The organism is Dehalococcoidia bacterium (genome assembly GCA_025054935.1).
Lineage (GTDB): Bacteria > Chloroflexota > Dehalococcoidia > SpSt-223 > SpSt-223 > JANWZD01.
Map to the genome: position 1 here is coordinate 1 of JANWZD010000014.1, position 23,824 is coordinate 23,824.

Annotated in this window: 13 protein-coding genes; 5 read left to right on the forward strand and 8 right to left on the reverse strand. The window is 69.1% G+C overall.

The window, feature by feature from the left end; all coding sequences use genetic code 11:
- Positions 1 to 96: 96 nt before the first annotated feature.
- Positions 97 to 2,535, reverse strand: a complete 2,439-nt coding sequence (locus NZ773_13525) for a hypothetical protein (GenBank protein MCS6802944.1) — start codon at positions 2,533 to 2,535, stop codon at positions 97 to 99.
- 148 nt (positions 2,536 to 2,683) lie between these two features.
- On the opposite strand from NZ773_13525, the gene NZ773_13530 reads away from it, so the two are divergent.
- Together NZ773_13530 and NZ773_13535 are read left to right on the forward strand one after the other, a co-directional pair.
- Entirely contained in the window at positions 2,684 to 3,388 is a 705-nt protein-coding gene (locus NZ773_13530) for a LuxR C-terminal-related transcriptional regulator (protein MCS6802945.1), read from the forward strand.
- Entirely contained in the window at positions 3,385 to 4,560 is a 1,176-nt protein-coding gene (locus NZ773_13535; protein ID MCS6802946.1) for an aminotransferase class V-fold PLP-dependent enzyme, read from the forward strand. The genes NZ773_13530 and NZ773_13535 overlap by 4 nt, the downstream gene beginning before the upstream one ends.
- On the opposite strand, the gene NZ773_13540 is transcribed toward NZ773_13535, so the two are convergent.
- From NZ773_13540 to NZ773_13555, 4 genes are all read right to left on the reverse strand, one after another.
- A complete protein-coding gene (locus NZ773_13540) occupies positions 4,557 to 6,020 on the reverse strand; it encodes a flippase (GenBank protein MCS6802947.1) in 1,464 nt (487 codons plus the stop codon). The two genes, NZ773_13535 and NZ773_13540, sit on opposite strands and share 4 nt — an antisense overlap.
- A gap of 957 nt (positions 6,021 to 6,977) precedes the next feature.
- Positions 6,978 to 8,207, reverse strand: a complete 1,230-nt coding sequence (locus NZ773_13545; GenBank protein ID MCS6802948.1) for a glycosyltransferase family 4 protein — start codon at positions 8,205 to 8,207, stop codon at positions 6,978 to 6,980.
- On the reverse strand, positions 8,204 to 9,364 hold the full coding sequence (locus tag NZ773_13550; protein ID MCS6802949.1) for a glycosyltransferase: 1,161 nt from the start codon (positions 9,362 to 9,364) through the stop codon (positions 8,204 to 8,206). The genes NZ773_13545 and NZ773_13550 overlap by 4 nt, the downstream gene beginning before the upstream one ends.
- Before the next feature lie 500 nt (positions 9,365 to 9,864).
- Positions 9,865 to 10,869: an LLM class flavin-dependent oxidoreductase gene (locus NZ773_13555; protein MCS6802950.1), complete on the reverse strand. Its 1,005-nt coding sequence runs from the start codon at positions 10,867 to 10,869 to the stop codon at positions 9,865 to 9,867.
- An 84-nt stretch (positions 10,870 to 10,953) separates the two neighbouring features.
- Between NZ773_13555 and NZ773_13560 the strand changes: the two genes are divergently transcribed.
- On the forward strand, positions 10,954 to 13,197 hold the full coding sequence (locus NZ773_13560; GenBank protein MCS6802951.1) for a PAS domain S-box protein: 2,244 nt from the start codon (positions 10,954 to 10,956) through the stop codon (positions 13,195 to 13,197).
- A gap of 35 nt (positions 13,198 to 13,232) precedes the next feature.
- Here NZ773_13560 and NZ773_13565 read toward each other — a convergent pair whose 3' ends face one another.
- The 3 genes from NZ773_13565 to NZ773_13575 all read right to left on the reverse strand — a co-directional run bounded on the left by NZ773_13565 (position 13,233) and on the right by NZ773_13575 (position 17,531).
- Positions 13,233 to 15,662 (reverse strand): FtsK/SpoIIIE domain-containing protein, encoded by a 2,430-nt coding sequence (locus NZ773_13565; protein ID MCS6802952.1) that lies wholly within the window; start codon positions 15,660 to 15,662, stop codon positions 13,233 to 13,235.
- Between the two features lie 125 nt (positions 15,663 to 15,787).
- Positions 15,788 to 16,483 carry an antibiotic biosynthesis monooxygenase gene (locus NZ773_13570; protein MCS6802953.1) on the reverse strand — a complete coding sequence of 232 codons (696 nt, stop codon included), beginning with the start codon at positions 16,481 to 16,483 and terminating at the stop codon, positions 15,788 to 15,790.
- A gap of 79 nt (positions 16,484 to 16,562) precedes the next feature.
- Positions 16,563 to 17,531, reverse strand: coding sequence for an aldo/keto reductase (locus tag NZ773_13575; protein MCS6802954.1), 969 nt, complete (start codon positions 17,529 to 17,531; stop codon positions 16,563 to 16,565).
- A 162-nt stretch (positions 17,532 to 17,693) separates the two neighbouring features.
- On the opposite strand from NZ773_13575, the gene NZ773_13580 reads away from it, so the two are divergent.
- The gene (locus tag NZ773_13580) at positions 17,694 to 20,687 is read left to right on the forward strand and encodes a PD-(D/E)XK nuclease family protein (GenBank protein ID MCS6802955.1); all 2,994 of its coding nucleotides are present in this window, start codon (positions 17,694 to 17,696) and stop codon (positions 20,685 to 20,687) included.
- A complete protein-coding gene (locus tag NZ773_13585; protein MCS6802956.1) occupies positions 20,684 to 23,809 on the forward strand; it encodes a UvrD-helicase domain-containing protein in 3,126 nt (1,041 codons plus the stop codon). The genes NZ773_13580 and NZ773_13585 overlap by 4 nt, the downstream gene beginning before the upstream one ends.
- The last annotated feature ends 15 nt before the right edge of the window (positions 23,810 to 23,824 follow it).

Sequence of the window (23,824 nt, forward strand, 5' to 3'; positions counted from 1 at the left end):
TCTCCACCTGCGCCAGTCCCTCGGCTGAGCCCCTCCTCAGCCCGCCCGCATCCGCCCCGCAGCACGCAAGCCGGCGGCAGGCCGCTGCCCGCCCCCTTAGCCGCTCGGCACGCGGCTCGGGAACCAGCGGCGGTAGTCGGTTCCGACATTGGCGCGCTCCACCTGCCATTCTGCCGGATTGGCCGGGTCGTAGGTCAGGATCGTCCGCTGGAACGCTTGGACGATGATCTTCCGTCCCGTGACGCTCCCTTTCGACACCGTCGCCTCGACCGGCTCCGTGATCGGCAGCCCGATGTCGTGCAGCCACCCGCCGGGAAAGAGGTCGCTCCGGGTGATGTAGCGCCAGAAATAGGCCGGAACGGTGTGACCGGGCGCGCTGCGGAGGTCGGTCGTGAAGGGAATGAAGACCGAGCCGTCCGGCCGCTGGACAACGTTGCCCGCATGACCCGCCGGCGGCGGGACGCGCCGGTCCGGCGCCGCCAGCAAGGCAAGGTCCTTGTAGGTCAGCGTCGAGGTGTCGCCGCCGACCGGCAGCGTCGCGCCCGCCTGCTGCAGCTCGTCCACCAGCAGCCCGTACTGGAACTTCCAAACAGGGTCCGACTGTGCCGCCGAGTGGTCCTCAAGCCGGCCTTTCTCGAAGTACTGCACCTTGCCCCCCCGCCCGCCGGGCGCGAACGCGGGCGAGATCGCGCGGCCCAAGAGACGCAGCCCGTCGTGCCTGCTGTAGTAGGCGGCGAACTCGCTCGCCGTCGGATGGAAGACTATCGGCACGGCCGCGGGCGGCGGCATCGACCCGGCCGCAACCTTCCCCCCGAGCACCGTCGTCGAGGCGAGCGCGTTCGGCGGGTAGCCCATCCCGATCACGCGGCCGTCGCGGTCCCTCGCGCGGACGCGGAACTGGTAGGTCGTCTCGAAGCGCGCCGGAAAGTCCGGCCGCTCCCCATAGACCGCCGAGGTCTGCGGCGAGCCGACGATCCAGTCGCGCCAGTCGCCGTCGCCCTCTTTCACCTGGACATCGTAGGTCCAGCCGCTGCCCGAGGCGCCGACCGGCGACCACGAGACCGTGAACGGCGCCAGGCTGCCCGGGCCGAGCGGCATGATCGTCACCGCCGGCACGCGCCTGTCGTCCTCGATCAGGATCTGCACCTCGCCGCCGATAATGAAATCCTCCGGGGCGCATTCGCCGCTGATGCAGCCGAAGTTGTTGTTGTTCGTCGCGGCCGGCAGCGTGAGACGGTAGCCGCCGTCGCGCGCGGTGATCTCGCGCCGGTTGCCGAATTTGTCCATCAGCGTCGCCCGTTGGGTAGAGGCGGGGATGAAGGCGTCCACCGGCTGACCGATGTTGCTCCAAGCGACCGTCACCTTGCCTTCCGGCCCGCCCCAGAATGTGACCGCATCCCACCCTTTCGCGCCCAGCTTCTCCTTGCGGCCGAGGTTGACCCGGGTCACCAGCTTCGCCCCAGCGAGGTAGTCGACCGCCGTCTGATAGGCGCGGTAGGCTGGGCGCACCTCGCCGCCGTTCGAGATCAGGCCGAAGTAGTCCGCCGGCTGCTTCGTCACCGGGTCGATGGTGCTCGCCCCATCGTCATAGAGCTGAAAGATGAAGATCTTCTCGATGCCGGCAGCGAAGCCATAAGCAAAGGCCTGCCAGATAAAGTTGGCCGCCTCCTCCGCCGTCGCCCGCCCGGGACCGTTCTGGCCGGTGCCGACATTCCAAATCGGGACGCCGACTTCGTTCGCCCAGATCGGCTTGGCAAATCCGCGCTGCGCCATCAGCCCATGGAAGCCGACAAAGCTCGGCTTGCCGACGTAGCCGATCGGGAGATCGAATAAGGTCGATGGGCGGCCGTATTGATGGAGCGCCAGTGCATCGAAGTAGTAGTTGTTCTCCTTCGCCGTCGGGTCCTTCGCCAGCGCCTCGAGAAAGCGCGGAAACCAGTCTTGGTTGTTCCAAGTGAAGGACAGCCCGCCCAGCAGGACGGTGATCGTCGGGTCGACGCGCTTGAGCGTTCGGTAGGAAACCTTCAGCAGCTCGTAATAGTCGGCCGGGCTGCCCTTCCAGAAGACGCCTTCGCCGTTGTCCGCCTTCAGGTCCGGTTCGTTCCAGACTTCCCAGACCGTGATTTTGCCCCTATAGCGCGTTGCCGCCTCGCGGACAAACACCTCCCAGTCTTTCAGCCAATCGCCGGTCGCCCCCCATTTCGGGTAGCCGAGAAGAATGCCTTGGCTCTTGATGCCGGCGGCATGGTTCGCGTTCACGACAGCGTCGTAGCGCTCCCACCTGAAGGGACCGCCCCGCGTCTCCTGCACCTCAGAGAAGTAGACCGGAAAGCGGTCCCACGCCGCGCCCATCTCCACCGCCTGACGGATCCGCCGGGGGTCGGGCAGGTGGCCGGGAATGGTGATATGCGCGACGCCGAACGAATCCTCACGGACGCCCATCCGCAGCGCCGGCGGCGGCGCGGCGCTTCCCGCCGGCGGGATGGCAGCCAGCGCAAGGGCGACCAGCACCGCTCCGGCAACGAGGCGCATCATCGCGGACCCTCCTTCAGCTTGCCTGCTCACCTTAACCAACCGAGCAGACGGTTTCAAGAGCTCCCCGGTCGGCATCGCGATGCCGAACGCCAGCCCTCATGGCAGCGCGGCAGAGCCGGCGAGCAAAACGGGCTATCATGCTCTCGGCATGATGCGCTCCGCGTGGCCTCCGCAGCGGATCCCGGCGGCGATCGCCTCGGCCGACACGTCCGCGACCGAGCTGATTGTCCGCCCCCTCCCGCGCTGCTCCGAGAGCGCCGTCAGCGGCGTCTACGCCGACGCCCGGCACGCGGCGCGCGGCAGCATCGCGCCTCCGCGGGTCGAGATCGTTGCCCTCGAGCAGGGCACAGACCACGAGGGCATTGCGATTGGACTTCAGCTTCGCCGCCGCGCGCCGGACGCCAGGATTGTGCTCCGCACCGAGCGGGGCGCCCCGCGCTTCCTCGCCGCGCTGCCGCCCGAGGCAACCGCAGGATGGGCGTCCCTACCCAAGCGGCTCGCCGGCGACGGCGTGACGATGGAGCGCGCCGTTCAGAGCGTCGCCTCGGGGCTGGTCGTCATCGACCCCGCGATCGTTGCCCGCCCGCAGCCGAAGCGCGAGGGGCTGCTCGCCGCGCTCACCGAGCACGAGCGGAAGCCCCCCTCGCTCGCCGCCCAGGGACTGAGCAACGCCGGGATTGCGCAGGACCTTCTCCTCGCCGAGAAGTCGGTTGAAAACCGGCTCGTCGCGATCGACCGCAAGCTCGAACTCGAAAGCAGCCCCGCCGACCACAATCCGCGGGTGCGGACGGTCTCGCCCGCTCTCCAGTACAGCGCCTTCCCCCACAACCCGTCCGCCAAGAAGGACCTATGACGCTCACGAGCGACGCCGCGAAGCTCGCCGCCATCCGCGAGGAACTGCCCGCGACCACCGCGACGGTCTATTTGAACGCCGGCACGAACGGCCCCCTCCCTCGCCGCGCTGTCCAAGCGATGGCCGACTGGAGCGAGTGGGAGCTGCGCGAAGGGCGCGTCGGCCCGGAGAACCTGACGCGCAACCTGACGATCAAGCAGCAGCTGAAAGAAGCGCTCGCCGCTTTCACCAACTGCGCGCCGGAGCACCTCGCCATCACCGAGAGCACAACGAGCGGCGTCGCGGCAGCGCTCGGCGATTTCCGCTTCGCGCCGGGCGACGAGATCGTCACGACCGACGGCGAGCACGGGGGCGTGCTCATCCCGCTCTATTTCCTCGAGCGGCGGAGCGGCGTCCGCGTCCGGCTTGCGCCGGTCGGCCAGCGGGGCGGCGATATCACCGACGCCATCGCGAGCGCGGCGACACCGCGAACGCGGCTGGTTGTCGTCTCCCACGTCTCGTGGTCGACGGGTGCCTGCTACGACATCGCCGCGCTGGCCGCATGGTGCCGGGAGCGCGACCTGCCGCTGCTGGTCGACGGCGCTCAGTCGGTCGGCGCCATCCCCGTCGACTTTGCCGCTCTGGACGCCGATTACTACGCCTTCTCGGGCCAGAAATGGCTGCTCGGGCCGAACGGCGTCGGCGGGCTGTTCGTCCATCCGCGCCGGCTCGCGCCGCGTCATCCTGCCGGCGACCGAACGCTCGCCCGCTACGACGACTCGGTCATCATGGCAGGAACGCGCCGCTTCGAAATCGGGGGCAAGGTGAGCGCGATGGCGATGGCGGGGTCGCTCGCGGCCGTGCGCTGGCTGCTTGACGACGTGGGGAAGGAGTGGCTGTTCGAGCGCGCTGGCCGGCTGGCACGCCGCACGGCCGAGCGCCTGCGCGCCATTCCCGGCGTTGAGGTGATCACGCCGCCCGAGATGGGCACGATGGTCTGCTTTCGCATCGGCGACGGCGCTCAGCAGGACTATCTCGAGCGCTGCTTTGCCGCCGGCGTCCGCGTCCGCATCGTTCCTGAGGGCGGCTCCCCCCTCGACCCGCAGTATCTCCGCCTCTCGGTCGGCTTCTGGAACAGCGACGACGACCTCGACGCTGCCGTCTCCCTCGTTCAGCAGTTCGCCGCTGCCTAGCGCTCGCGCAGGCCACGCAGCGCCTCGGGAACGCCGCCGAGCAGCGCGAAGACGCCGAGATAGATCAGACCGGCGGCAGCAGCCGCCGCCGGCCACGGCACCGCGGCGAGGAGCGCGGCGAGCGCCAGCGCCATCACCGCCGTCGCCACAACCGCCGGCGCAAGGGCGCGCGCGACCGGCGGCGGACCAACAAGCCGTCGGACACGCAGCCAGCCGCCGACAAGCACCACGAGCTCGGAGCAGACGGTGACGACCGCCGCGCCGGCCAGGCCAAAGCGCGGAATGGCGACGAGGTTCAGTCCCACGTTCAGGAGCGCCGCCGCCGTCACGAGCGCAAGGTCGTCGCGCTGGCGGTTGCAGCCGATCAGCACATTGCGGAAGGCGCCGCCCAGCACCGTAATCGCAACCGTCGCCATCAAGATGCGGAGCGGCAGCACCCCCGCCTCATAGCCTGGCCCTGCCGTCAGGAGGAGCGCGGGCTCAGCGAGAAAGGCGACCCCCACCGCCACAGGGAGAACGACCCCGCCAGTCAGCGCCAGCGAAGTAGCGACGAAGCGCGGCAGCGCCGCCACGTCGTTCGGGTAATGGCGCGCAATCGCCGGCAGCAGCGTCATGCTGTAGAGCGCGCCGAACCCGAGGAAGAGCAGGACGATCTTGTAGGCCGCCAGATAGGCCCCGTTGGCCGCATCGCCGAGCACGAAGTAGATCAACAGCACGTCGAAGTTGTAGCTGAGAATGCGCATGCCCTGCGCCCAGGCGAACGGCAGCGCTTGGCGCACCGTGGCGATCATCGCTTGGCCGATCTCGCCGCCGGCGCGCACAACCGGCAGCAGAACGAGGAGAACAACCGCCGCCTGCGCCATGTCGGCGACCGCCTGCGCTGCCGGAACGCGCCAGGCATCAGTCGGACCGCGCACGAACGCAAGGCAGCCGAGACCGAAGAGAATCTGCCCGGCCACTTGGGCTGCTGCCCACGGTCGCCGCCGCTCGAGACCGAGCAGGACGCCCTTCGGCGTCAGCGCATAGGGGAGGAACAGCAGGCCATAGAGCGCGACCGTCAACGTTGCGTCCCCCTCGGCAGGCAGGGTGAGCGCAAGAGCGAGGTAGGCCAGCGTCGCAAGAACCGCCGCTGCCAGCCGAAGCGCGATCAGCCGGCGGGCATAGGCTCCCGCAAGCGCCGGCTGGCGCGCGATCTCCCGCGTCGCGAGGAAGTCCAGCCCGAGATCGACCGCAAGAACGAAGTAGGTGGCAAGCGCAGTGGCAAAGCCGATCAAGCCGAAACCGGCCGCCTCGAGCGTCCGCGCAAGGTAGACCGCAACAAGCGCCGCGATCAGCTTGGTGATCAGCTCGCCGGTCGCCAGCGCGGCAAAGCCGCCCAGCACCCGCGCGAACGGATTAGCGGCCTGCGAGGAGGAGCCGACCATGTTCACCGGCGCAGAGGACGCGCGCTCCGGCTCCACCGCTCGCGCTCACCGCCGAGGCCGGCAGAGCGCAGCGCCCGGGAGAACGCCGACCGGAGGAAACAGCATTACGGCTGGCGACCCGCGCCGCGCCCCTCTCACCCCGCTCTCCCTGCGCTTCCTCGTCCGTGGCGCCAGCCGGAGCGAGCGCAGCGCGTTTCTTTCCGACGCCGCGCGAGCAGTGTGGACGCACCGGCTAGCCGCGGCGTGCGGCGCAGCATCGTCCGAGGAAACACCGGGGCGCGGCACGGCCGACGCGGAGCAGGTGTCCGTCCCCGGCAGCCAGACCTCGCGGCCGGCAGAGCGGTGCGCCACCGAAGCGCTGCTTCTCGCCGAGATGCCGGCCTCCGCGAGCAGCGGGGAACTGCGGGTCGGCGCGCCGCGCCTGGCGAGTGGGCGGCGGTCATCGGGAGAAGCGGGGAGGAGAAGCGCCGGCAGCGCAGCGCGCGAGAGCAGGTCGCGGCATTCCGCACCCCGGCAGGGCGGAGGAGAAGCGGATGCGCTCTCGCGCTCGTCCGGCCAGCCGCCTGCCGGAAGCGCGTCACACTACCGCGCGCAGGCAGCGGGAATGGCGGGGGCAGCAGCGAGAACGACGCGCGGCCCTCCTTGCCGTCCGCGCGCGCCAGCTGCCCTCCTGTGCCGTCGGAGGCTGCCGACTGCCGCACGGACCCTGCCTGCCAGTCGCGCGGTCTTCTGGCGAGGAGGATGGCGGTCGGCGGTCCTAGCTCGCCTCGTCCGCGCCGGGCCCCAGCCGCACGTTCGGCGACGCCCAGTTCCTCTCTTGGGGCCCCGCTTCGCCTTCTTTCGCCCCGGCATCGGCTGGCGCGGCTGCTGCCTTGGGCGACACGCCGTTCCCTCGCTGGCTGACGCATCAGCGATGGGCCCAGCGGCGAGCGCGGGGCGCAGCGGGGCAGCACGGGGGAAGCAGCAGAAGACACGCGATGTCCTCTCTCGGCGTCAGCGCTCAGCGAGGAGCTCGGCAACAATGGCGTAATACTGCGCGAGATGAGGCCGGGTCGTCCAGCGCTTCATGAGCGCCGCGCGGCCATTCTCGCCCAGCTGATCGCGGAGCGACCGGTCATCCAGCAGCCGCTCGAGGAGATCCTGCAGTTCCGCCTCGGTTCGGTAGGTGAAGCCGCCTCCGCTCTCGGCGATCACCTCCGGCAGAGCCCCAAGATCGCGGACGACTGCCGGCGTGCCCATCGCGAAAGCTTCGAGGATGACGATGCCGAACACCTCGTAGCAGATCGAGGGGACAATGAGAGCGGTCGCTCCCCGATACAACCGGGCAAGCGTTTCCTGATCCAGCCGCCCCAGAAAGCGGATGCGGTCGCTTCCCGCCGCTTGGCGGCGCAGCGCCTCGCCGTAGTCGCCCTCGCCAGCGACCAGCAAGTCAGCGCGGCCCCAGCGGCGAAAGAGCGGAATGAGCGTCTGGAGCCCTTTGATCCGTTCCAACCGGCCGACGAACAGAAAATACGGCCGCTCATGGCGAAGTGGCGGAGGAAGCGTCGCAGGCGCGGGCACAAAGTAGGGGAGATGAATGAACGGCCGGCCGGCAAGCCCCCGCTCGAGGTGCATCCGCATCGTGAACCGGCTCGGCGCAAGGAAGCGGTCGACGCGATCCAGCGCCCGCTCGCGCAACGTGCCGTAGCGCCACCACTGAGGAGGACGCTTGCCGCGGAGTTGACAGAGGAAGCAGCGCGGCCGTTCGCACAGCTCACGGCCATCTTTCCAAAGCACATGCATCGGGCAGATCAGCCAATGCTCGTGTGTGGTGTAGAGCGTCGGCGCGCTGCCGATGAAGAGCGCCCCCAAGCCGATCAGGGAGGCGTTATGGAAGTGGATAACGTCCGGTCGCGCGTCGACGAGCGCTTCGCGCAGGGGACCGCGTTTCAGCCAAGGATGGCCCGTTTGCTGAGTAAGCAAGGGAGAGAGCGGGCCGAACGGACTGCGGAGCGTCCGCACCCGGACGTTCGGCGGCGGCGGCGGTCCGGGAGGAGGGGTGCGCCGCGCGAGCAACTGATATGAGTCGGCACAATGGATCACCTCGACCATATGCCCATCCGCCGCGAGCGCGTTGACAAGCCGGGAGAGATAGATTGCGTCGCCCCCGAAGGAATACGGCGGGTAGAAGGTCGTCACCATCGCGAAGCGGCGGGGCGCCGCTGCCCAACGGTCGCCGTTCACTGCGCCGCCTCGCGAAAGACGGCGGCCGCGCGGGCCGCGGTCTCCTCCCAGCGGTAGGCAGCGGCCTGCCGGCGGAGCTGGTCGCCAAGGTCGCGGCGCCGCTCAGGATCAAAAAGGGGGCGCAGCGCGGCGGCGAGCGCCTCGTCATTGCCGGCAGGAACAACACGCGCCCCAGCGATCAGGTCGGCCGCGTGGCACTGGTCGCTTGCGACAATCGGCACCCCACATGCCGCCGCTTCCACGACCGACAGCTCTTCCCCATCCGGAAGGGAGGAGAAGACCGCTGCCACTGCGCCCCCATACAGCGCCGCCATGTCGGGTTCTGAAACGTGGCCGAGCCAGCGCAGCCGTTCCGCAAGGCCGAGCGCGGTGGCGAGAACGCGCAGCTTCAGCGGCTCAGCGTAGAAGCGGTCGCCTGCCGGCGCCCCCACGAGGGCAAGCTGCAGCGCAGGCACATCGTGGAGCAAGCGGAAGGTCGCCCGCAGCAGGGTCAGCCGATCTGCCTGAGGCGCGAATCCGCCGACAACGAGCAGATACGGCTGCGGAAGATGGTAGTCGCGCAGAACAGCGGCTATCCGCTCCGCCGGGAGCGGCGCAAAACAGGAGTCCGGCGCTTCGCCGACCACCCGCACTTTCCGCCGCGGCAGCCGGAACTGTGCGCCGAGACGACGCAGCGCGACTGCCGACGGCACGAGGATGCGGCGGGCAGCCCACAGCGCCCAGCGGACCGTCAGGCTCCAGCGCAGGGGAGCGTGACGAGACGCGGCAGGAGGGGACAGCAGACGCTCAGGAACGGCGTTGTGCACCGCAACCACGTGCGGCGTTCGCAAGAGCACGGGAGCATATGTCGAGACCGAAGGATAGAAGAACAGATCGAAGCGAGCACGAGATGCGACCAGTCCGCGGCGCAGCGCCTCGATCAGCACCCGCACTCCCCGTGCCGGCATCGGAGCGCGAACGCCCGACAACGCCTCGAGGAGCAGCAAGCGCGCCCCGGGCGGCAGCGTGATCTGCCCGGCAGCCGCCCGGTCAGCGACAAGCGTCAGCCGGAGGTCATCGCGCGCGGCGAGCGCCGCCACGATCCCGCGGGCAAAGCGCCCGGGCCGCTGTCGATCCTGCCAACCGGCAGCATCTACGCCGACATGCAGCAGCGGCATCTCCTCCTCAGCAACCGTGATTCCTCGGCGGAGGTTCGACGTTGCGGCGCCACCGCGTCTCACCGACCGTCTAAGCGGGGGGACGCCGACACGCCTGCTAGCACGCGACGCGCCGGTCCCGTCCGGCACCCCGCACGCGGCGGCGCTCGCCGCCGCCGCGCTTCAGCGGCGGCGCTTTCGGACGAGCGAAGCCTCAGGAACTGTTGCCTCCTGCCAGCCTCTGCCGACGCAATCATGCCGACTTCTCTCCTTCGCGCGGCCAGCACGCCCCAAATACCGCTAGAGGGGAGCGGCCGCCCGCTCCTCGGACGGCGGCAGCCTTGCGCTCTTCCCCTTCCCGACATCGCTGACCGCGCGCAATCGCGCGCGGAGCTCTCTGCTCTCGCTGCGCGGATGCGGCCTCGCGCCTGCGCCTTGCCCGGCGTCGGCAGCAGAGGGCTCGGTCCCTGCAGCGGTCGCCTTCCCGCCGAGCAGCGCCGGCGATCATGCCAGCAGCGCCCTCACCGGAACTTGGGGATAACCCGCTCGGCGAGAACGCGCAGTCCATCGAGGTCATACGGCGCGAAGACCGAGAACATAAAGTGGGTGATGCCGGCCGCAATGTACTGCTGGAGCCGTTCGACTGCCGCCTCCGGCGGGCCGGTCAGGACGCGCGGGGCAAGCGCCTCAAACGGCTGGTGGAAAACCCGCGTCAGCTTCTCCTTGGCCGCCTGCTCGCCAGCCGAGTCGGCCGCGATCGTCTGGAGGACGATCGCGGTGCGCTCTAATGTCGCCGGATCGCGGCCGATCTCGCGGCAGCGCTCGTCGAGCACCGCGTTCAGGCGGCGGATCTCTTCGACGCTCCCAGCAGTGTTCCACTGGTCAGCATGTTTCGCGACGACGCGGAAGGCCAGCTGTTCGCCGCGCGCGCCAACGAGGATCGGGGGGTAGGGCTTCTGGAGCGGCGGCGGGTCAGTTAGAGCATCCTTCAGCGCGTAGAACCGTCCTTGGAAGTTCGCTGGCTGCGTCGTCCACATCGTCCGGATGACAGTGAGCGCTTCGTCCTCCATCCGAACGCGGTCGGCTTTGGAGGGCAGCGTGCCGCCGTACATCTCGTGTTCGTACTGGTTGTACCCGGCGCCCATGCCAAGAACGAACCGCCCGCCGGAGATCTGGTCAACCATTGCTCCCATCTTGCCGACAAGCCCGGGATTGCGGTAGGCGACAGCCAGCACGAGGGTGCCGAGCGTGATGCGCGTCGTGATGCTGGCGAGCGCCGAGATGGTGGTGAAGCATTCGAGACAGGGGCCTTCCCGGTCGATCGGGCCGGGAACGAAGTGATCGAACACCCAGAACGAGTCGAAGCCCATCGCTTCGGCCTCAACGCAGAGGGTCCGATACTCCTGCCATGTGGTGTGCATCGGCGTGGCGTTCAGGCCGAAGCGGATGCGGTCGCCAGTCGTCCGAGCGGGCAGCGGGAGGGAAGTGAGCGACACGACAAGCACCTCCAGCAACAGCGACGCCATCATAGCCTAGCGCGACCGACAGGCGGCGTTTCCACTAAACTAAACATCGGCCGGAGCAATCGAGCGGTGCTATCGGAAGGCGCGATGCGCTCCCAAGACCTTGCTGTCTATCGCTGTCTGTTCGCGGCGCTTCCGCTGGCAACCTTGCTTGTCTCCGAGAACGACCTGCGCATTGTCGACGCAAACGCTGCGGCAGAGCGGTTCATCGGCCTCCCGCTCTCCGCGCTCGTTGGCCAATCTGCGCTTCACTTTGCTCCGCCGGATGACCAGGCGGCATTTGCCTCCCAACTTCGCCTCCCGCGGGAGACCCCGCTTCGCGTCGGGCGTCTGCGCGACCGGAATGGCGAGGAGCGCACGGTGGCGGTCCGAGTCGCTCGTCTCGACAGCGCTGCGGAGCCGCTCCTGCTCGTCGTCTTTGACGATGTGACCGACCAGCTCGCTCGCGCGATCAGCCGTAACCGCGCGGTTGAGCGGCAGCAGCTTATTGCCGCGATCGCCGGGGACACCAGCTGGGACTGGAATATCCTGACCGGCGACCTCTGGTGGGATGACGCGGTGGAACGACTTTTCGGCTATCCGCGGGGAGCGATTGAAGAAACGTTCGCCTGGTGGGCCCAGCGCGTTCATCCCGACGACCGTGCGCGGGTCGAACAGTCTCTTGAAGAGGCGATTGCGGGGAGCAGCGAGCGGTGGGAAGCGGAGTACCGCTTTCGCCACGCCGACGGCCACTACGTTGATGTCCGCGATCGCGGCGCCATTATTCGCAATGCTGCCGGCCAGGCAGTGCGGATGGTCGGCAGCATGATGGACATCAGCGAGCACCGCCGCATCATGCGCGCGCTTGAGGAGAGTGAGACGCGCTATCGAACGATCTTCGAGCAAGCGCCGATCGGTGTCGCAGAGATTGATATCTACGGCAATATTGTCCGAACGAATGCCGCTTTCAAGAAACTATTTGGCATATCCGAGCATAGAAAACGTAATCGCCACCTAATCTCCCTCTTCACTCATGAGGATCAGAAAAGAATTCGATCAGCTGTTATACGAGCGCAGAAAAGGCGTATTCCATATCTCCGAAGAGAAGCAAAGTGCCAACGCAACGATGGATCGACCTTCTGGGCGAGCATAAATGCCGTAGTTATTTTCGAGGATAATGGCACTCCGTTGTTTGGTATTGTCCTCATCGAGGATATCTCTGAGCAGAAGGAAGCAGAACACCGAGCACAGCTCGTCGCCCAGGCCGAGAAGCTGCGCGCGCTTGGCCAGATGGCAAGCGGCGTTGCGCACAATGTCAACCAAACTCTCGGCCTGATTGCCGGCCACAGCCAACTGGCGCTCGCTGCACTCGACCAGCCGGAGCCGAGCCTCGCGCGGGCGCGCGAGTCGGTGATGGTGATCCGCCAAGCGGTCGAGGAGGGCGCGGCGGTGGTCAGGCGACTGCAGTCCTTCGCTCGCCCCGGAGCAGAAGGGCCGCCGCGATTGATCGAGGTCGGCACCCTCCTCGAGGACGTTGCCCGGCTGACCGCGCCTCAGTGGCGCGATCTTCCCCAGCAGGAAGGCCGTCCCATCCGGCTTGCCGTCAACGCCGAGCCCGGCGTGTTCGTCGAGGGCTGGCCGGAGGCCCTCCACGAGGCACTCCTCAATCTCATCTTCAACGCCGTCGACGCGCTGCCCCAGGGCGGCGAAATCGTCCTCACTGCCTACCGCGATGAGAACGAGGCCGTCATCGAAGTCCGCGATACGGGTATCGGCATTCCAGAGTCGGCCCTCGGCCGCATCTTCGAGCCGTTCTTCACGACAAAGGGCGAGCGCGGCACCGGCATCGGCCTGCCCACCGTCTTCCGGATTATTGAGCGTCACCGCGGGACGATCGCCGTGCGCTCAAAAGTCGGCGCCGGAACCGCGTTCACCATCCGTCTTCCAAGCAAGCCCCCCGCGACGACACTCCCTCGCCGGGAGCGCGCCGAGCGGGGTCCGACGAAGCGCATCCTCGTCGTCGACGATGATCTCCGGATCGCGGAGATGGCGCGCCGGATGCTCGAATTGGATGACCACGCTGTGACGATCGCAAGCTCAGGGGAGGAAGCGCTTCGCTGCCTCGAACGGGAAGCATTCGACACCGTCATCGCCGATCTCGGTCTTGGCGCAGGCATGAACGGCTGGGACCTCGCCGCCGCGGTGCGACGGCGGTGGCCGGGCACACGCTTCGTGCTCGCAACCGGCTGGGGCGCAGAGCTCGACCCGGCGAAAGCCCAAGCCCGCGGCGTCGATGCAGTCGTCGCGAAGCCCTATACCGTCGCAGAACTGCGCCGTCACCTCGCTCACTAGCGCCAGAGCACGGCCGGAGCCCCCGGCGCGTTCGGCTACCGCTTGCCGGCAAGAGTAGCAAGAACGTCGCGGTAGTATTCCAGCCGGGCAGCGCCAAGATGAGCGACGAAGAACGGCTCGCGATCGGGCCGAAGAAATTGCGGCACCGCGACCGCATGGCCGGGCGCTTCCGGAGGGGAGATCCCGGCCCCGAGGATCGGCCCAGCATCAGCGGCAGGGAGCGGCAAAACAACGGCGCCAGCAACGCGCGGGATCACGCCCCGGATCGGCTGGGGAATGCGCGCAAGCGAGCGGAATGCCATCACAACTTGGACCCCGCCGTCGCCCGAAACGGAGAGGAGCGCCGACAGCAGCTTGGTAAGCTCGTCATTTGCTGACGCGCCGCCGCGCGCAAAGAGGTCGTCGAGCCCGTCGAAGACGACGACAAGCCGAGGCAGCGGCGTTCCCGAGCGGCGACGGAACGCGGCGAGGGAGCCGAGGTCGCTCGAGCGGCGGAGCGCGGCGCGCCGGTCAAGCGCGGCGCGGACTGGCTGAAACAGCTTCAGAGGAAGCTCCTGAGCCGCGGTCAGCCGCTCCGCGCGCAGGTGAGACGAGGCGCCGCCGAGTGCGGCAAGTTCGCCATTGTCGGCGTCGAACAGCAGGATCTCCAGTTCCCTCGGGCTGTAGCGGAGCGCCAAGCTGAGCGCGAGGGTGCGCAGGAGCGATGTCTTCCCGCTGTCTGGTCCTCCAATAACGGCCAGATGCTGCGCCGCCTCGCCGCCGAAGGAGGCATGCACAACTTCCCCATTTTGACGCGCTCCGATCGGGGCGGCGATCGGGCCCCCGGCGTCACCCGTCCACCATTGATCGTCCGAGGGGGCGATCTGGTCGAAGAGCAGGGTGTAGCGGCTGACCGCGCGGCCGACCCGCTGCACCAGCCGCGTCGCAAGCGCCGGCGCCGGCGGCGCATCCGGGCGAAGCTCGCATTCCGCGATTCCCTCCTCTTCAAGCGCGAACCCCTGCTTGCCGCTGCTGACCACAGTCGCGCAGGCGTCAAGGTCGGTCAGCCGCACGCCGATGGGGCCCGGCCGCGCGAGATCGACCAGCACAATCGGCCAGACCCCCGCCGCCGGTCCCTCCTGCATCAGCCGCCACAACCGCACTGCGGCGGTCTCGCTGAACCCTTCTGGAAAATCGAGCACGACCGCCACGTGGACGTGGTTCCCGCCGTCTCCGCCGCGGCGAGGCGCAACTACGTCGTCCAGCAGAGCCGCTAATTCATCTTCAATCTCGACCGGAGTGACCCGCACTCGGCCGCGAACAAACCGCTCATCGTAGTCTGCCAATTGCAGGAACGGCGCAACCGCCGCGCCGCGTCCGAGGGGGTCGAAAAAGGAAAAGTGAAGCCGGCCGGGCGGGACCCCGCAGAGCAGCCGGAAGAGAAGCGAGACGACGAGGCCCAGCGCCTCATTGTGCTGGGCCGGGCTCGCCTTGATGAGGAGCGGTCGGGCGAGCGGCAGAGAGACGAAAGCCGGGGTTTCGAGGCGATACATCGCGACCCCAGCGCGGAGGAGACCGAGGCGAAGCACCGGGGCGAGCTCGTCGGGCGGCGTCCAGCCCGTCCATTCGTCCGCCTCCCAGTCGAGCAGCCACGGCTGCAGCTGGCGCCGCAGCGCTGCCAAGCCCGGCTCGACCTGCGCTCGTGCCTGGTCGAAGACCGGCTTCAAGATCTCTATCGCCTGCTGATAGGCAGCATCGGCCTCGCGCACGGCGCGCCCATAGGCGGCGTCGATCTCTTCGAGCCACCGGCGATAGGCGCGGCGAGCGCCTGCCAAGGAGCGCGACAACTGCTCGAAGGCGCCGGCAGGAGAAGCGATCGCCGGACCGCCCGGCTCAACGAGCAGCGGCAAAGCAAAGACGCCGGCGCCCCCGAGCAAGCTGAGCAGAAGGCCGACCAGCATCGCGGCGGTGGACCCGCCGAGGAGGAGGGAGGTCGCCGCGAGCGAGAGGCCAAGCACAGCAACTACAGCGCCGACGAGCCGAAGCACCGCGCTCGGGCCGGCACTCTCGCCGACGCCGAGCGCGCGTTGAATGTAGCGCAGGGCTCGCTCGGCGCCGTCTGCATAGGAAGCGATCTGCTTCGCTGGGTCGCTGTCGCTTGGCGGCGCGCCCGGGTCGCCGACCCCCGAGAAGCCGCCGAGCAGCAGCTCGAGCCGGGTGGCCCGGTCAGCCCGGCTCAGCCGGCTCGTTTCTGTCAGCAGCGCGCGAGCGCGCTCGTAGATGCCCTCGACGCGGCTGAAAGCGCGGTCGGCACTGGCGCGGCTGGCGCGCCGCGCCGCTTCTGCCTGCTGGATTGCCTGCTTGCGCCGCTCGCGCGCGAAGGCGATTTCCTGTCGGACATTCGCCGATGCATCCCGAAAGAGATGCAGGAGCGCACGCAGCTCATCGTCGGCACGAGCCGGCGGGTTGTCGAGCGCCTGGACCATCGTACGCACAGCGCGGCCTCTCGCCGCGCTCTCCACTGAACTTTTCGGCTCGCCAGACGCTCGATGCAGCTACCGGATGGATGGCTCTTTGGTCCTAGCGGCCGCCCCGCTTCGTCAGCACGACATTAGCGCGCGGCGGCTGGCTTCAGGCGGTTGTTGCGCGCCATGCCCGGCACGTGCTCAACCTCGGTGATGTAGAGGCTGGTCTCGGCAGGCGCCTCATACCAGCTTGGGTCGCCCGGCGGAACGAGCCGGTCCTGCGCCCCGCGCGCCGCGTCGACGCTCGGAAAATAGGTGACGACCGCGAGCTCGTTCTTGCCGATCACGCGGCGGAGGTCCCACCAGATCCATCCCTCGATGCCCGGCCCCCCTTGGGCAGCATAGGCGCTGATGACGTCGTCCATGCGTTCCGCCTTCGGCGTCAGCTTCTGGAAGACGTAGCCGCGCCCCGCACCGAGCTCGCGTCGCGGCTGCGGCTGGCCGACTACCGGGGCTCGCCCTGGCTCCGCATTCATCACCACTTCAGAGGCGATGAAAATCGGATGGCGGGCGAAGACATCCCCGCGCCGCAGGTCCTGCAGCGCCGCCCGATGGCTCGCCTCGAAATCGGCGCTCGCCCGCCAAGCATCGAAGGCCGCCTGGTTGGGCCACTGGGAAGTGCTGTGGAAGGTGTTGCCTTCGAGCGGCCGCGCAATTTCGAAGAGGAGCGCGTTCCACCGTTCCGTGATTGGACGCGCGTCATCATCTTCGGCAAAGGCTAGGACCATCGCGTCGAAATGCTGCTCGGTGGGAAAGAGATGGTTTGTGCCGACGAAGAACATACTCCCCTCCACGCTGATGGTGACGCGAGCAATCGTGCCACAGCGCGCCAAAAATGTCAATACTGACATTTTTCTGGGGTTAGGACGGCGACGCCTGCCCTGCCTCTTCGAGCCGCCGCATCGCTGCCTCGTCGAGCGAAACGGTGAGCGCGCCGAGCAGTTCGGCAAGCTGCGCCGTCGAGGTCGCCGAGACGATGGGGGCGGTGATGGCAGGCCGGTGGAGAAGCCAGGCGATCGCCACCTGGGCCGGCGTCGCGCCGGTCATCGCCGCGACCGCATCGACCGCCTCCAGCACCGCGAAGCCCCGGTCGTTGAGATAGCGGCGCTGGATGCCGGCCGCGCGCGGGGTGGGAGGGAGCTCCTGCCCGGGGCGGTACTTGCCTGAGAGAAAGCCGCTCGCCAGCGACGAGTAGGGGATGACGCCGATCCCTTGGTCGAGGCAGAGCGGAAGCAGTTCGCGCTCGAACCCCTCGCGGTCGACGAGGTTGTAGAGCGGCTGGAGCGACTCGAAGCGTGCGTAGCCGTATTTGTCGCTCACCCACAGCGCCTTTGTCAGCCGCCACGCGACGTAGTTCGATGCCCCGATATAGCGCACCTTGCCTTGCGTGACGAGGTCGTCGAGGGCGCGAAGCGTCTCTTCGAGCGGCGTCTCCGGGGAGTCGAAATGGATCTGGTACAGGTCGATGTAGTCGGTTTGGAGGCGGCGCAGGCTCGCCTCGACTGCCGCCATCAGGTGCGCGCGCGAGGTGCCGCCCTCGTTCGGCCCCGGCCCCATCTGGCCGCCCGCTTTGGTCGCGATGATCACCTGATGGCGATTGCCACGCGCCTGCATCCACCGTCCGAGGATGGTTTCGGACTCGCCGCCCTTATTGCCCGGCGCCCAGCGCGAGTACGTGTCCGCCGTATCGATAAAATTGCCGCCCGCTTCAACGTAGGCGTCCAAGATCTGGAACGACGTCGGCTCATCAGCGGTCCACCCAAAGACATTGCCGCCAAGACAGATCGGGGCAACTTTCAAGCCGGTTCGGCCGAGCTTGCGGTACTGCACGAGCATCCTCCATGGTCTTCGCTGCCGGCAAGGGTAGCAAACTCTTCTTCTCTTCCGGCAGCGCAGAATTGCTGGGAGCAGAGCGGCCCGTGGTCTATCCTCGTCTCACCGTCGACCAGCGTTCGGAATTCGGAAAGTGAAAGAGAGGGAGCTCTCCGCGCAATGCCGAGCCCGCGCCTGCTTGTCGGCTCGCCCGCCGCGCTCGAAGCCGCGTTCGTCGCAGAAGCGCGCCGCGGACAAGCGGCCGTCCTGATCGGCCACCGCCTGCTGCGGCCCTATCTCCGCCGGCTTCTCGGCCGCTGCGGCGGCTTTTTCGGCGGCGTCTTCGCCACGCCGGAAGAACTAGCGTGGCGGCTGCATCCCCCCGATGACCGCGAACCGCTCCCCCGCCTTGCATGGCGCGCCATCATCGAGGATGCCGCACTCGCCGGCCCGCTGCACGACCCCGCGCGCACCGGCTACTTCGCTCCCGTCGCCGGCACTCCCGGCTTTATCGAGGCGCTGGACCGCCTCGCGACCGAACTCCGCCGCGCGGGCGTCACCCCCGAGGCGCTTGCCCGTCCTGTGGCCGGCATCGACCCAGAGAAGCTCGCTCATCTTGCCGGCATGCTCGCTGCCGTCCGGGACAAAGCGACCGGGTGGCGCTTGCCTGACGAGCCGTTCTTCCGCGCCGATCCGACCCTCCTCGGCGCGGACCGGCTGCTCGTTTATGGCGTGTGGACATTTGATGCCGCCGAGCGCGCGCTTCTCGACCGGCTCGCCGAGGGCGGCGTCGAGATTGTCATCTTCCTTCCCGACGCCGACGAGGCTGCTTTCGGGGAGGTCGTCCGCTGGGTTAGGGAGCGTGCTCCTGCCGGCAGCGTTCCCGAGGCAGTCCGCGACCCGGCAGCTGAGCCGGCGCGAGAGGCCGCGCAGAGCGCTCTCGACCACCTCAAGGCGCACCTCTTCGCCCTCCCGGCCGAAGCGGCGCGCGATGACGGGACAGTGCAGATCGTCTCCGCGCCGGACGCCGTTCGGGAAGTGCGCGAGGCGGCGCGGGCGTGTCTTCGCTGGGCCGAGGAGGGCATCCCCTTCCATCACATGGCGGTGGTGTACCGCTCAGCGCAGCCGTACCGCGCTCTCGTCGAAGAGGTGTTCGGCGACGCCGGCATCCCGGTCTATCTCCACGACGGCCGGCCGCTGGCGCAGCACCCGACCGGCCGGCGCGTGCTCGCCCTCCTCGACTTACTGGGCGGCAGCCTCGAGCGGGCAGCAGTGATGGCCTTTCTCGCCGAGGCGGCGCTGCCCGAGGACGCTGCAGCCGGCGTCGAGCCCGCCGCCTGGGACTCGCTCTCGAAGCGGGCTGGAATTGTCAGCGGCCGCGCCGAATGGCGAGCGCGGCTGGCGCGGCTGCGGGGCGAGATCGCCGCGGTTGCGCCGGACCACCCCGACCTCCTCCGGATCGACGCCCTGCGCGCCTGGATTGACGACCTCGGCGAGCGGCTGGAGCGCCTCCCGGCGCGGGCAAGTTGGGCCGAGTATCTCGACCACCTCGCTGACCTGCTGGCGCGCTCCGTCGCCGGGAGCGAGCCGGTGGCACGGCAGCTCGAGGCGCTTCGCGACCTCGACGCGATCACGGGCGACGTTCCCCTCGCGCGCTTTCAAGCGACCGTGCGCGGGGTGATCGCGACGCTCGATGCCGACGAGACGCTCTTCGGCCGCCGGCGCGACGGCTTCGGCCGCGAGGGTGTCGCGGTGCTGGACCTCTTCTCGACGCGCGGCCTCCGCTTCGAGGCGGTCGCGATCGTCGGACTGGCGGAGCGGCAGTTTCCCGGCGCGCCGGCGCACGACCCGCTCCTGCTTGACCACGAGCGGGCCGCCCTCAATGCCGCCCATGGCTGGGCGATCCCGCTCCGGGCAGCCAGCGCCAGCCGCGAGCCGGCACAGTTTGCCGCCCTCATCCGTGGCGCCGACCGCCGTCTCCAGCTGTCGTTCCCGCGCACGGAAACAGGCACGGCGCGGCCGGCGCTCCCGTCGGTCTTCATCCGCGCCGCGGCCGAGGCGCTCCTCGCGCGGCCGGTCGCGGCCGCCACGATCGACCGGCTGCCGGCGTTCTTCCGGCGCGTCCCGGCCAGCCGCTTCGGCGTCGTCCCGCTGGAGCTCGCGCTCGACGAACAGGAGTATGACCGCTCGCTGCTCGAGCGCGACCCGCGGCTCGCGGCAGCGCTCGACTGGCCGACATTCGAGCGCGTCTGCGCGGCGTGGCGGGCGCGCACGAGCGAGCAGGCGCTCACGCCCTACGACGGCATCATCTCGGCTGTGCCGCCGCTCGCCCTCTCGCCGACCAAGCTCGAGACCTACGCCACCTGCCCCTATCAATTCTTCGTCCGCTCTGTCCTCCGCGCCTCGCGCGAGGAGGAGCCCGAGCTGATCGACCGGATCACCGCCCGCGACCGCGGCGCGCTGATCCACGCAGTGCTCGAACAGTTCTACCGCCAAGGCGACCTCTCGCTCGACGCCTTGCTCGAGACAGTCGAGCAGGTGTGTGCCGAGTTCGAGGCGACGGGCCGCGCCGGCCGCCGCCTGCTCTGGGAACTGGAGCGCCGCCAGATCCGCGAAGACCTGCAGGACTGGTGGCAGACATTCGGTGAGGCGCAGGACGGGTTTCAGCCCGTGAAGGTTGAAGCGCGCTTCGACGGCCAGCCGTTCATCCGCGTGGTCAGCGGCGTCGAGGTCGCGTTCAGCGGCGTCATCGACCGGGTCGACCGAGCGCCGGACGGCCGCTTCCGGGTGGTCGACTACAAGACCGGAAAGCTGACGGGGAAGGACAACGATCTGCGGGGCGGCCGGGCGCTTCAGCTCCCCTTCTACCTCGATGCAGCAGCAGCCCTGCTCGGGGCGCCGCCGACGCGCGGCGAGGCGGTGTACGAATCGGTGACACGGGTCGGCGGCTTCAAGCGCGTCCGCGTGGACAGCCAGTTCGACTGGGCGGAGTTCGATACGCTGCTTGCGGCCCTCGTCGCCGCCATCCGCGAGGGGGACTTCCATCCGGTGCCCGGTGACCCCTGCCGCCAGTGCGCGGCGCGCCCGATCTGCGGACCGGAGATCGAGGAGCGGATGGAGCGCAAAGCGGGCGACCCGCGCGTTCAGCGTCTCCTCTCCTGGCGAACGTCATGAACGAGCTGGTTGACGCCTCGGTCCGCGAGGAGATCCGCTCGCGCCTCGACCTGACGCTCTGCGTTGAGGCGGGCGCGGGCACCGGAAAGACGACCGCGCTCGTCAGCCGGATCGTGGAGCTGATCCGGCGCGGCCGCGCGACGGTCGACAACCTTGCCGTCATCACCTTCACCGAGAAAGCGGCCGCCGAGCTCGCCAGCCGCGTGCGGGAAGGGCTGGAAGCGGCAGCACGGAACGCCTCCCCCGAGGAGGCAACCCGCTTGACCGCCGCCATCGCGGGGCTCGCCCGGGCACGCATCGAGACCATCCATGCCTTCTGCCGCCACCTGCTCGCTGAGCGTCCGGTGGAGGCACGGCTTGACCCGAACTTCCGGACCTTGAATGACTTGGAGCAGCGTCTCTCCTTCGACACTGCCTATGCAGCGTGGGCGCGCGAGCGGTTCGACGCCGGCGACCCGGTCCTCCGGCGCGCCTTTAACCGGGGCTTGGACAGCAGCCACCTGCGCACAGTCGTCGAGGAAGTGCACCGCTTCCGCGCCCTCCTCCCCTTCGAACAGCCGACGATCGACGTGCCAGTCGCACCGTTCCTCAAAGAACTTGCTGACGCCGTAATGCAGCTGGAGACGCTCGCCCCGGCGTGCCGCTCGCCCGATGACCGGGGACTGGCGCAGATCGCAGCGGCGCGCCGTCTCCTCGAGGATTGCCGACGCGCCGCTGAAGATGAGGAGCGGGTCGAGCGCATCCTGCTGCGGACGCCGACGATCAAAGCGGCGGGCAGCCAAAGGAACTGGCAGCCAGCTGATGCCTGCCGCCAGCAGAAGGAGATCTGCGAGCGCCTCGGCAAGCGGCTGGACGAGGTCCGCGAGGCACTGCGCAGCGCGGCGCTCGCCTCGCTCATCCCGCTCGCTGAAACGTTCGTCCGGCAGTATGCCGAGGAGCGGCGAGCGCGGGGTGTCGCCGAGTTCGATGACCTCCTCGTCTGGGCGCGCGACCTGCTGCGGGATCATCCCGAAGTGCGGCGCTACTTTCAGGAGCGGTTCGCAGCAGTGCTCGTCGACGAGTTTCAGGACACCGACGCGCTCCAAGTGGAGATCCTGCTCCTGCTGACGAGCCGCGACGACCTGCCGACCGGCGAGCGCCGTCCCGCGCCCGGCGCCCTTTTCGTCGTCGGCGACCCGAAGCAGTCGATCTACCGCTTCCGGCGCGCCGACGTCGCGACCTACCTGCGCGTCCGCGATGAGGTGCTGGCGGAGGGACGGCGTTGGATCGTCCACAACTTCCGCTCCGTCTCCGGCGTGATCGCATGGGTGAACCGGGTCTTCGCGGTCCCCCTCAGCGGCGACGGCCAAGTCGGCTACACGGCGCTCGCGGCCTCTCGGGCAGGCGGCGCGCTGCCCGCGGTGGCGGTCCTTCCCTTCGAGGGAAGCAGCAGGAGAGACGAGCAGCGGGCTAACGAAGCGGGCGCGGTTGCTGCTGCCATCCGCGCCGTTCTTGCCGACGGCTGGCCCGTCCATGACGCTGAGCTCGGCGCATGGCGGCCGGCGCGCGCAGGCGACATTGTCGTCCTCCTGCCGACGCGGCGGGCCCTGCCGGCGTTCGAGCGGGCACTCGGCGCGGCGGGCATTCCGTTCCGCCACGAGGGCGGGCGCGCCTTCTTCGACCGCCAAGAAGTGCATGACCTCGTGGCAGTCTTGCGGGCAATCGACGACCCGACCGACGGCGTCTGGCTGCTGGCAGCGCTACGCTCGGCCGCCTTCGGCTGCTCCGACGACGCGATCGCGCGCGCCGTCGCCGCCGGCTGGCGGCTGGACTACCGCGCTCCGCTTCCAGCCGACGTGCCCGAGGTGGCGGATGCCTGCCGGGTCCTCCGCTCGCTCCACGATGCCCGCGCCTCGCTCTCGCTCGTCCCGCTGCTCCGTGCCGTCCTCCGCGAGACGCGCCTCGTTGAGTTTGCGCAGACGCTGCCGCGCGGGGAGCAGGCGGCGGCTAATCTCCTGAAGGTGCTCGACCAAGCGCGCGCCTTCGCCGAGAGCGGCAGCGCCAGCTTGCGCCCCTTTCTTCACTGGATCGAGCAGCAGCGCTCGGTCCGCGCCGACGAGGCGGATGCCCCGGTTGCCGACCTCGGCGACGAGGTGGTCCGCTTGCTGACAATCCACGCCGCGAAAGGGCTGGAGTTCCCCATCGTTATCCTCTCCGGCCTGGCTGAGCCGCCCGGCACGACTAAGCCGCCAGCCTTCGCCGAGGTCGACCCCGTCAGCGGAGCGCGCCGTCTCCACCTGCGTGTCGGCAACGACACCGACGGCCACTACCAGACCCCGGGCTACGAGGCCGCCCGCAAGCAGGAGCAGCGGCAGGAAGAGGCGGAGCGGCAGCGCCTGCTCTACGTCGCGGCCACGCGAGCGCGCGACCGGTTGATTGTGCCGGTCCCGCTCCTTGATGGCGCGCCGCTGCCGCTGGCGGGCGGGCTGACGCCGTTCATCTGGCCCGCCGATGGGCAGCGGTTTCCGGACCAAGAGGTGCTGACGGTTTCGCCGATCGGTCCAGCCGCCTCCCCTCCGCCGCCTCCCCTCGATGCCGCTGCGATCGCGGGGGTCCGCGCCGAGCGCGCTGCTTGGCGCGAGCGGCGGGCGATGGTGATCGCGCGCGCCGCCGCATCTCATCCGGTCGTGCGCATCGGCGAGGAGAGCGCGTTCGCCGACGCCTTCCATGCTGCGCTCGTCGCCTCGCTGCGCCAGAAGGAGAGCGACCTGCTGGCGATCGCGGCGCGGGCGGCAGCTGAGGCCAATCTTCAGGAGAGCACCAGTGCGCTGCTAAGCGCGCTTGAAGCGTTCCGCGCCAGCGAGCCGTTCCGACGCGTCCGCGCCGCCGCCGGCGTCCGCTGGAACGAGACAGTTGTGCTGCCGCTTGGCGAGGACGGGCTCGTCGAAGCGCGGCTGACCGCGTGGGACGGCACCACCGCGCTCGTTGCCCTCCTCGCCCCGGTCGCGGCAGCAACGCTCACCCGGTGGCGCGAGGCGCTGCGCGCCGGCTTCGCGGCAGCCGGCCGCCCTGACGCCGCCATCGAGTTCGTCCCCTGCTGGCCGCCCGACCGACCGAGCGCGGAGACGGAAGCACGCCCTTAACTGGTGCAGAGAGCG

What these genes read in the sequence shown, in the direction of transcription:
- NZ773_13525 (MCS6802944.1), bottom strand. Translation starts at nt 2,535, where the DNA reads ATGATGCGCCTCGTTGCCGGAGCGGTGCTGGTCGCCCTTGCGCTGGCT.
- NZ773_13530 (MCS6802945.1), top strand. Translation starts at nt 2,684, where the DNA reads ATGATGCGCTCCGCGTGGCCTCCGCAGCGGATCCCGGCGGCGATCGCC.
- NZ773_13535 (MCS6802946.1), top strand. Translation starts at nt 3,385, where the DNA reads ATGACGCTCACGAGCGACGCCGCGAAGCTCGCCGCCATCCGCGAGGAA.
- NZ773_13550 (MCS6802949.1), bottom strand. Translation starts at nt 9,364, where the DNA reads ATGCCGCTGCTGCATGTCGGCGTAGATGCTGCCGGTTGGCAGGATCGA.
- NZ773_13555 (MCS6802950.1), bottom strand. Translation starts at nt 10,869, where the DNA reads ATGGCGTCGCTGTTGCTGGAGGTGCTTGTCGTGTCGCTCACTTCCCTC.
- NZ773_13560 (MCS6802951.1), top strand. Translation starts at nt 10,954, where the DNA reads ATGCGCTCCCAAGACCTTGCTGTCTATCGCTGTCTGTTCGCGGCGCTT.
- NZ773_13565 (MCS6802952.1), bottom strand. Translation starts at nt 15,662, where the DNA reads ATGGTCCAGGCGCTCGACAACCCGCCGGCTCGTGCCGACGATGAGCTG.
- NZ773_13570 (MCS6802953.1), bottom strand. Translation starts at nt 16,483, where the DNA reads ATGTTCTTCGTCGGCACAAACCATCTCTTTCCCACCGAGCAGCATTTC.
- NZ773_13580 (MCS6802955.1), top strand. Translation starts at nt 17,694, where the DNA reads ATGCCGAGCCCGCGCCTGCTTGTCGGCTCGCCCGCCGCGCTCGAAGCC.
- NZ773_13585 (MCS6802956.1), top strand. Translation starts at nt 20,684, where the DNA reads ATGAACGAGCTGGTTGACGCCTCGGTCCGCGAGGAGATCCGCTCGCGC.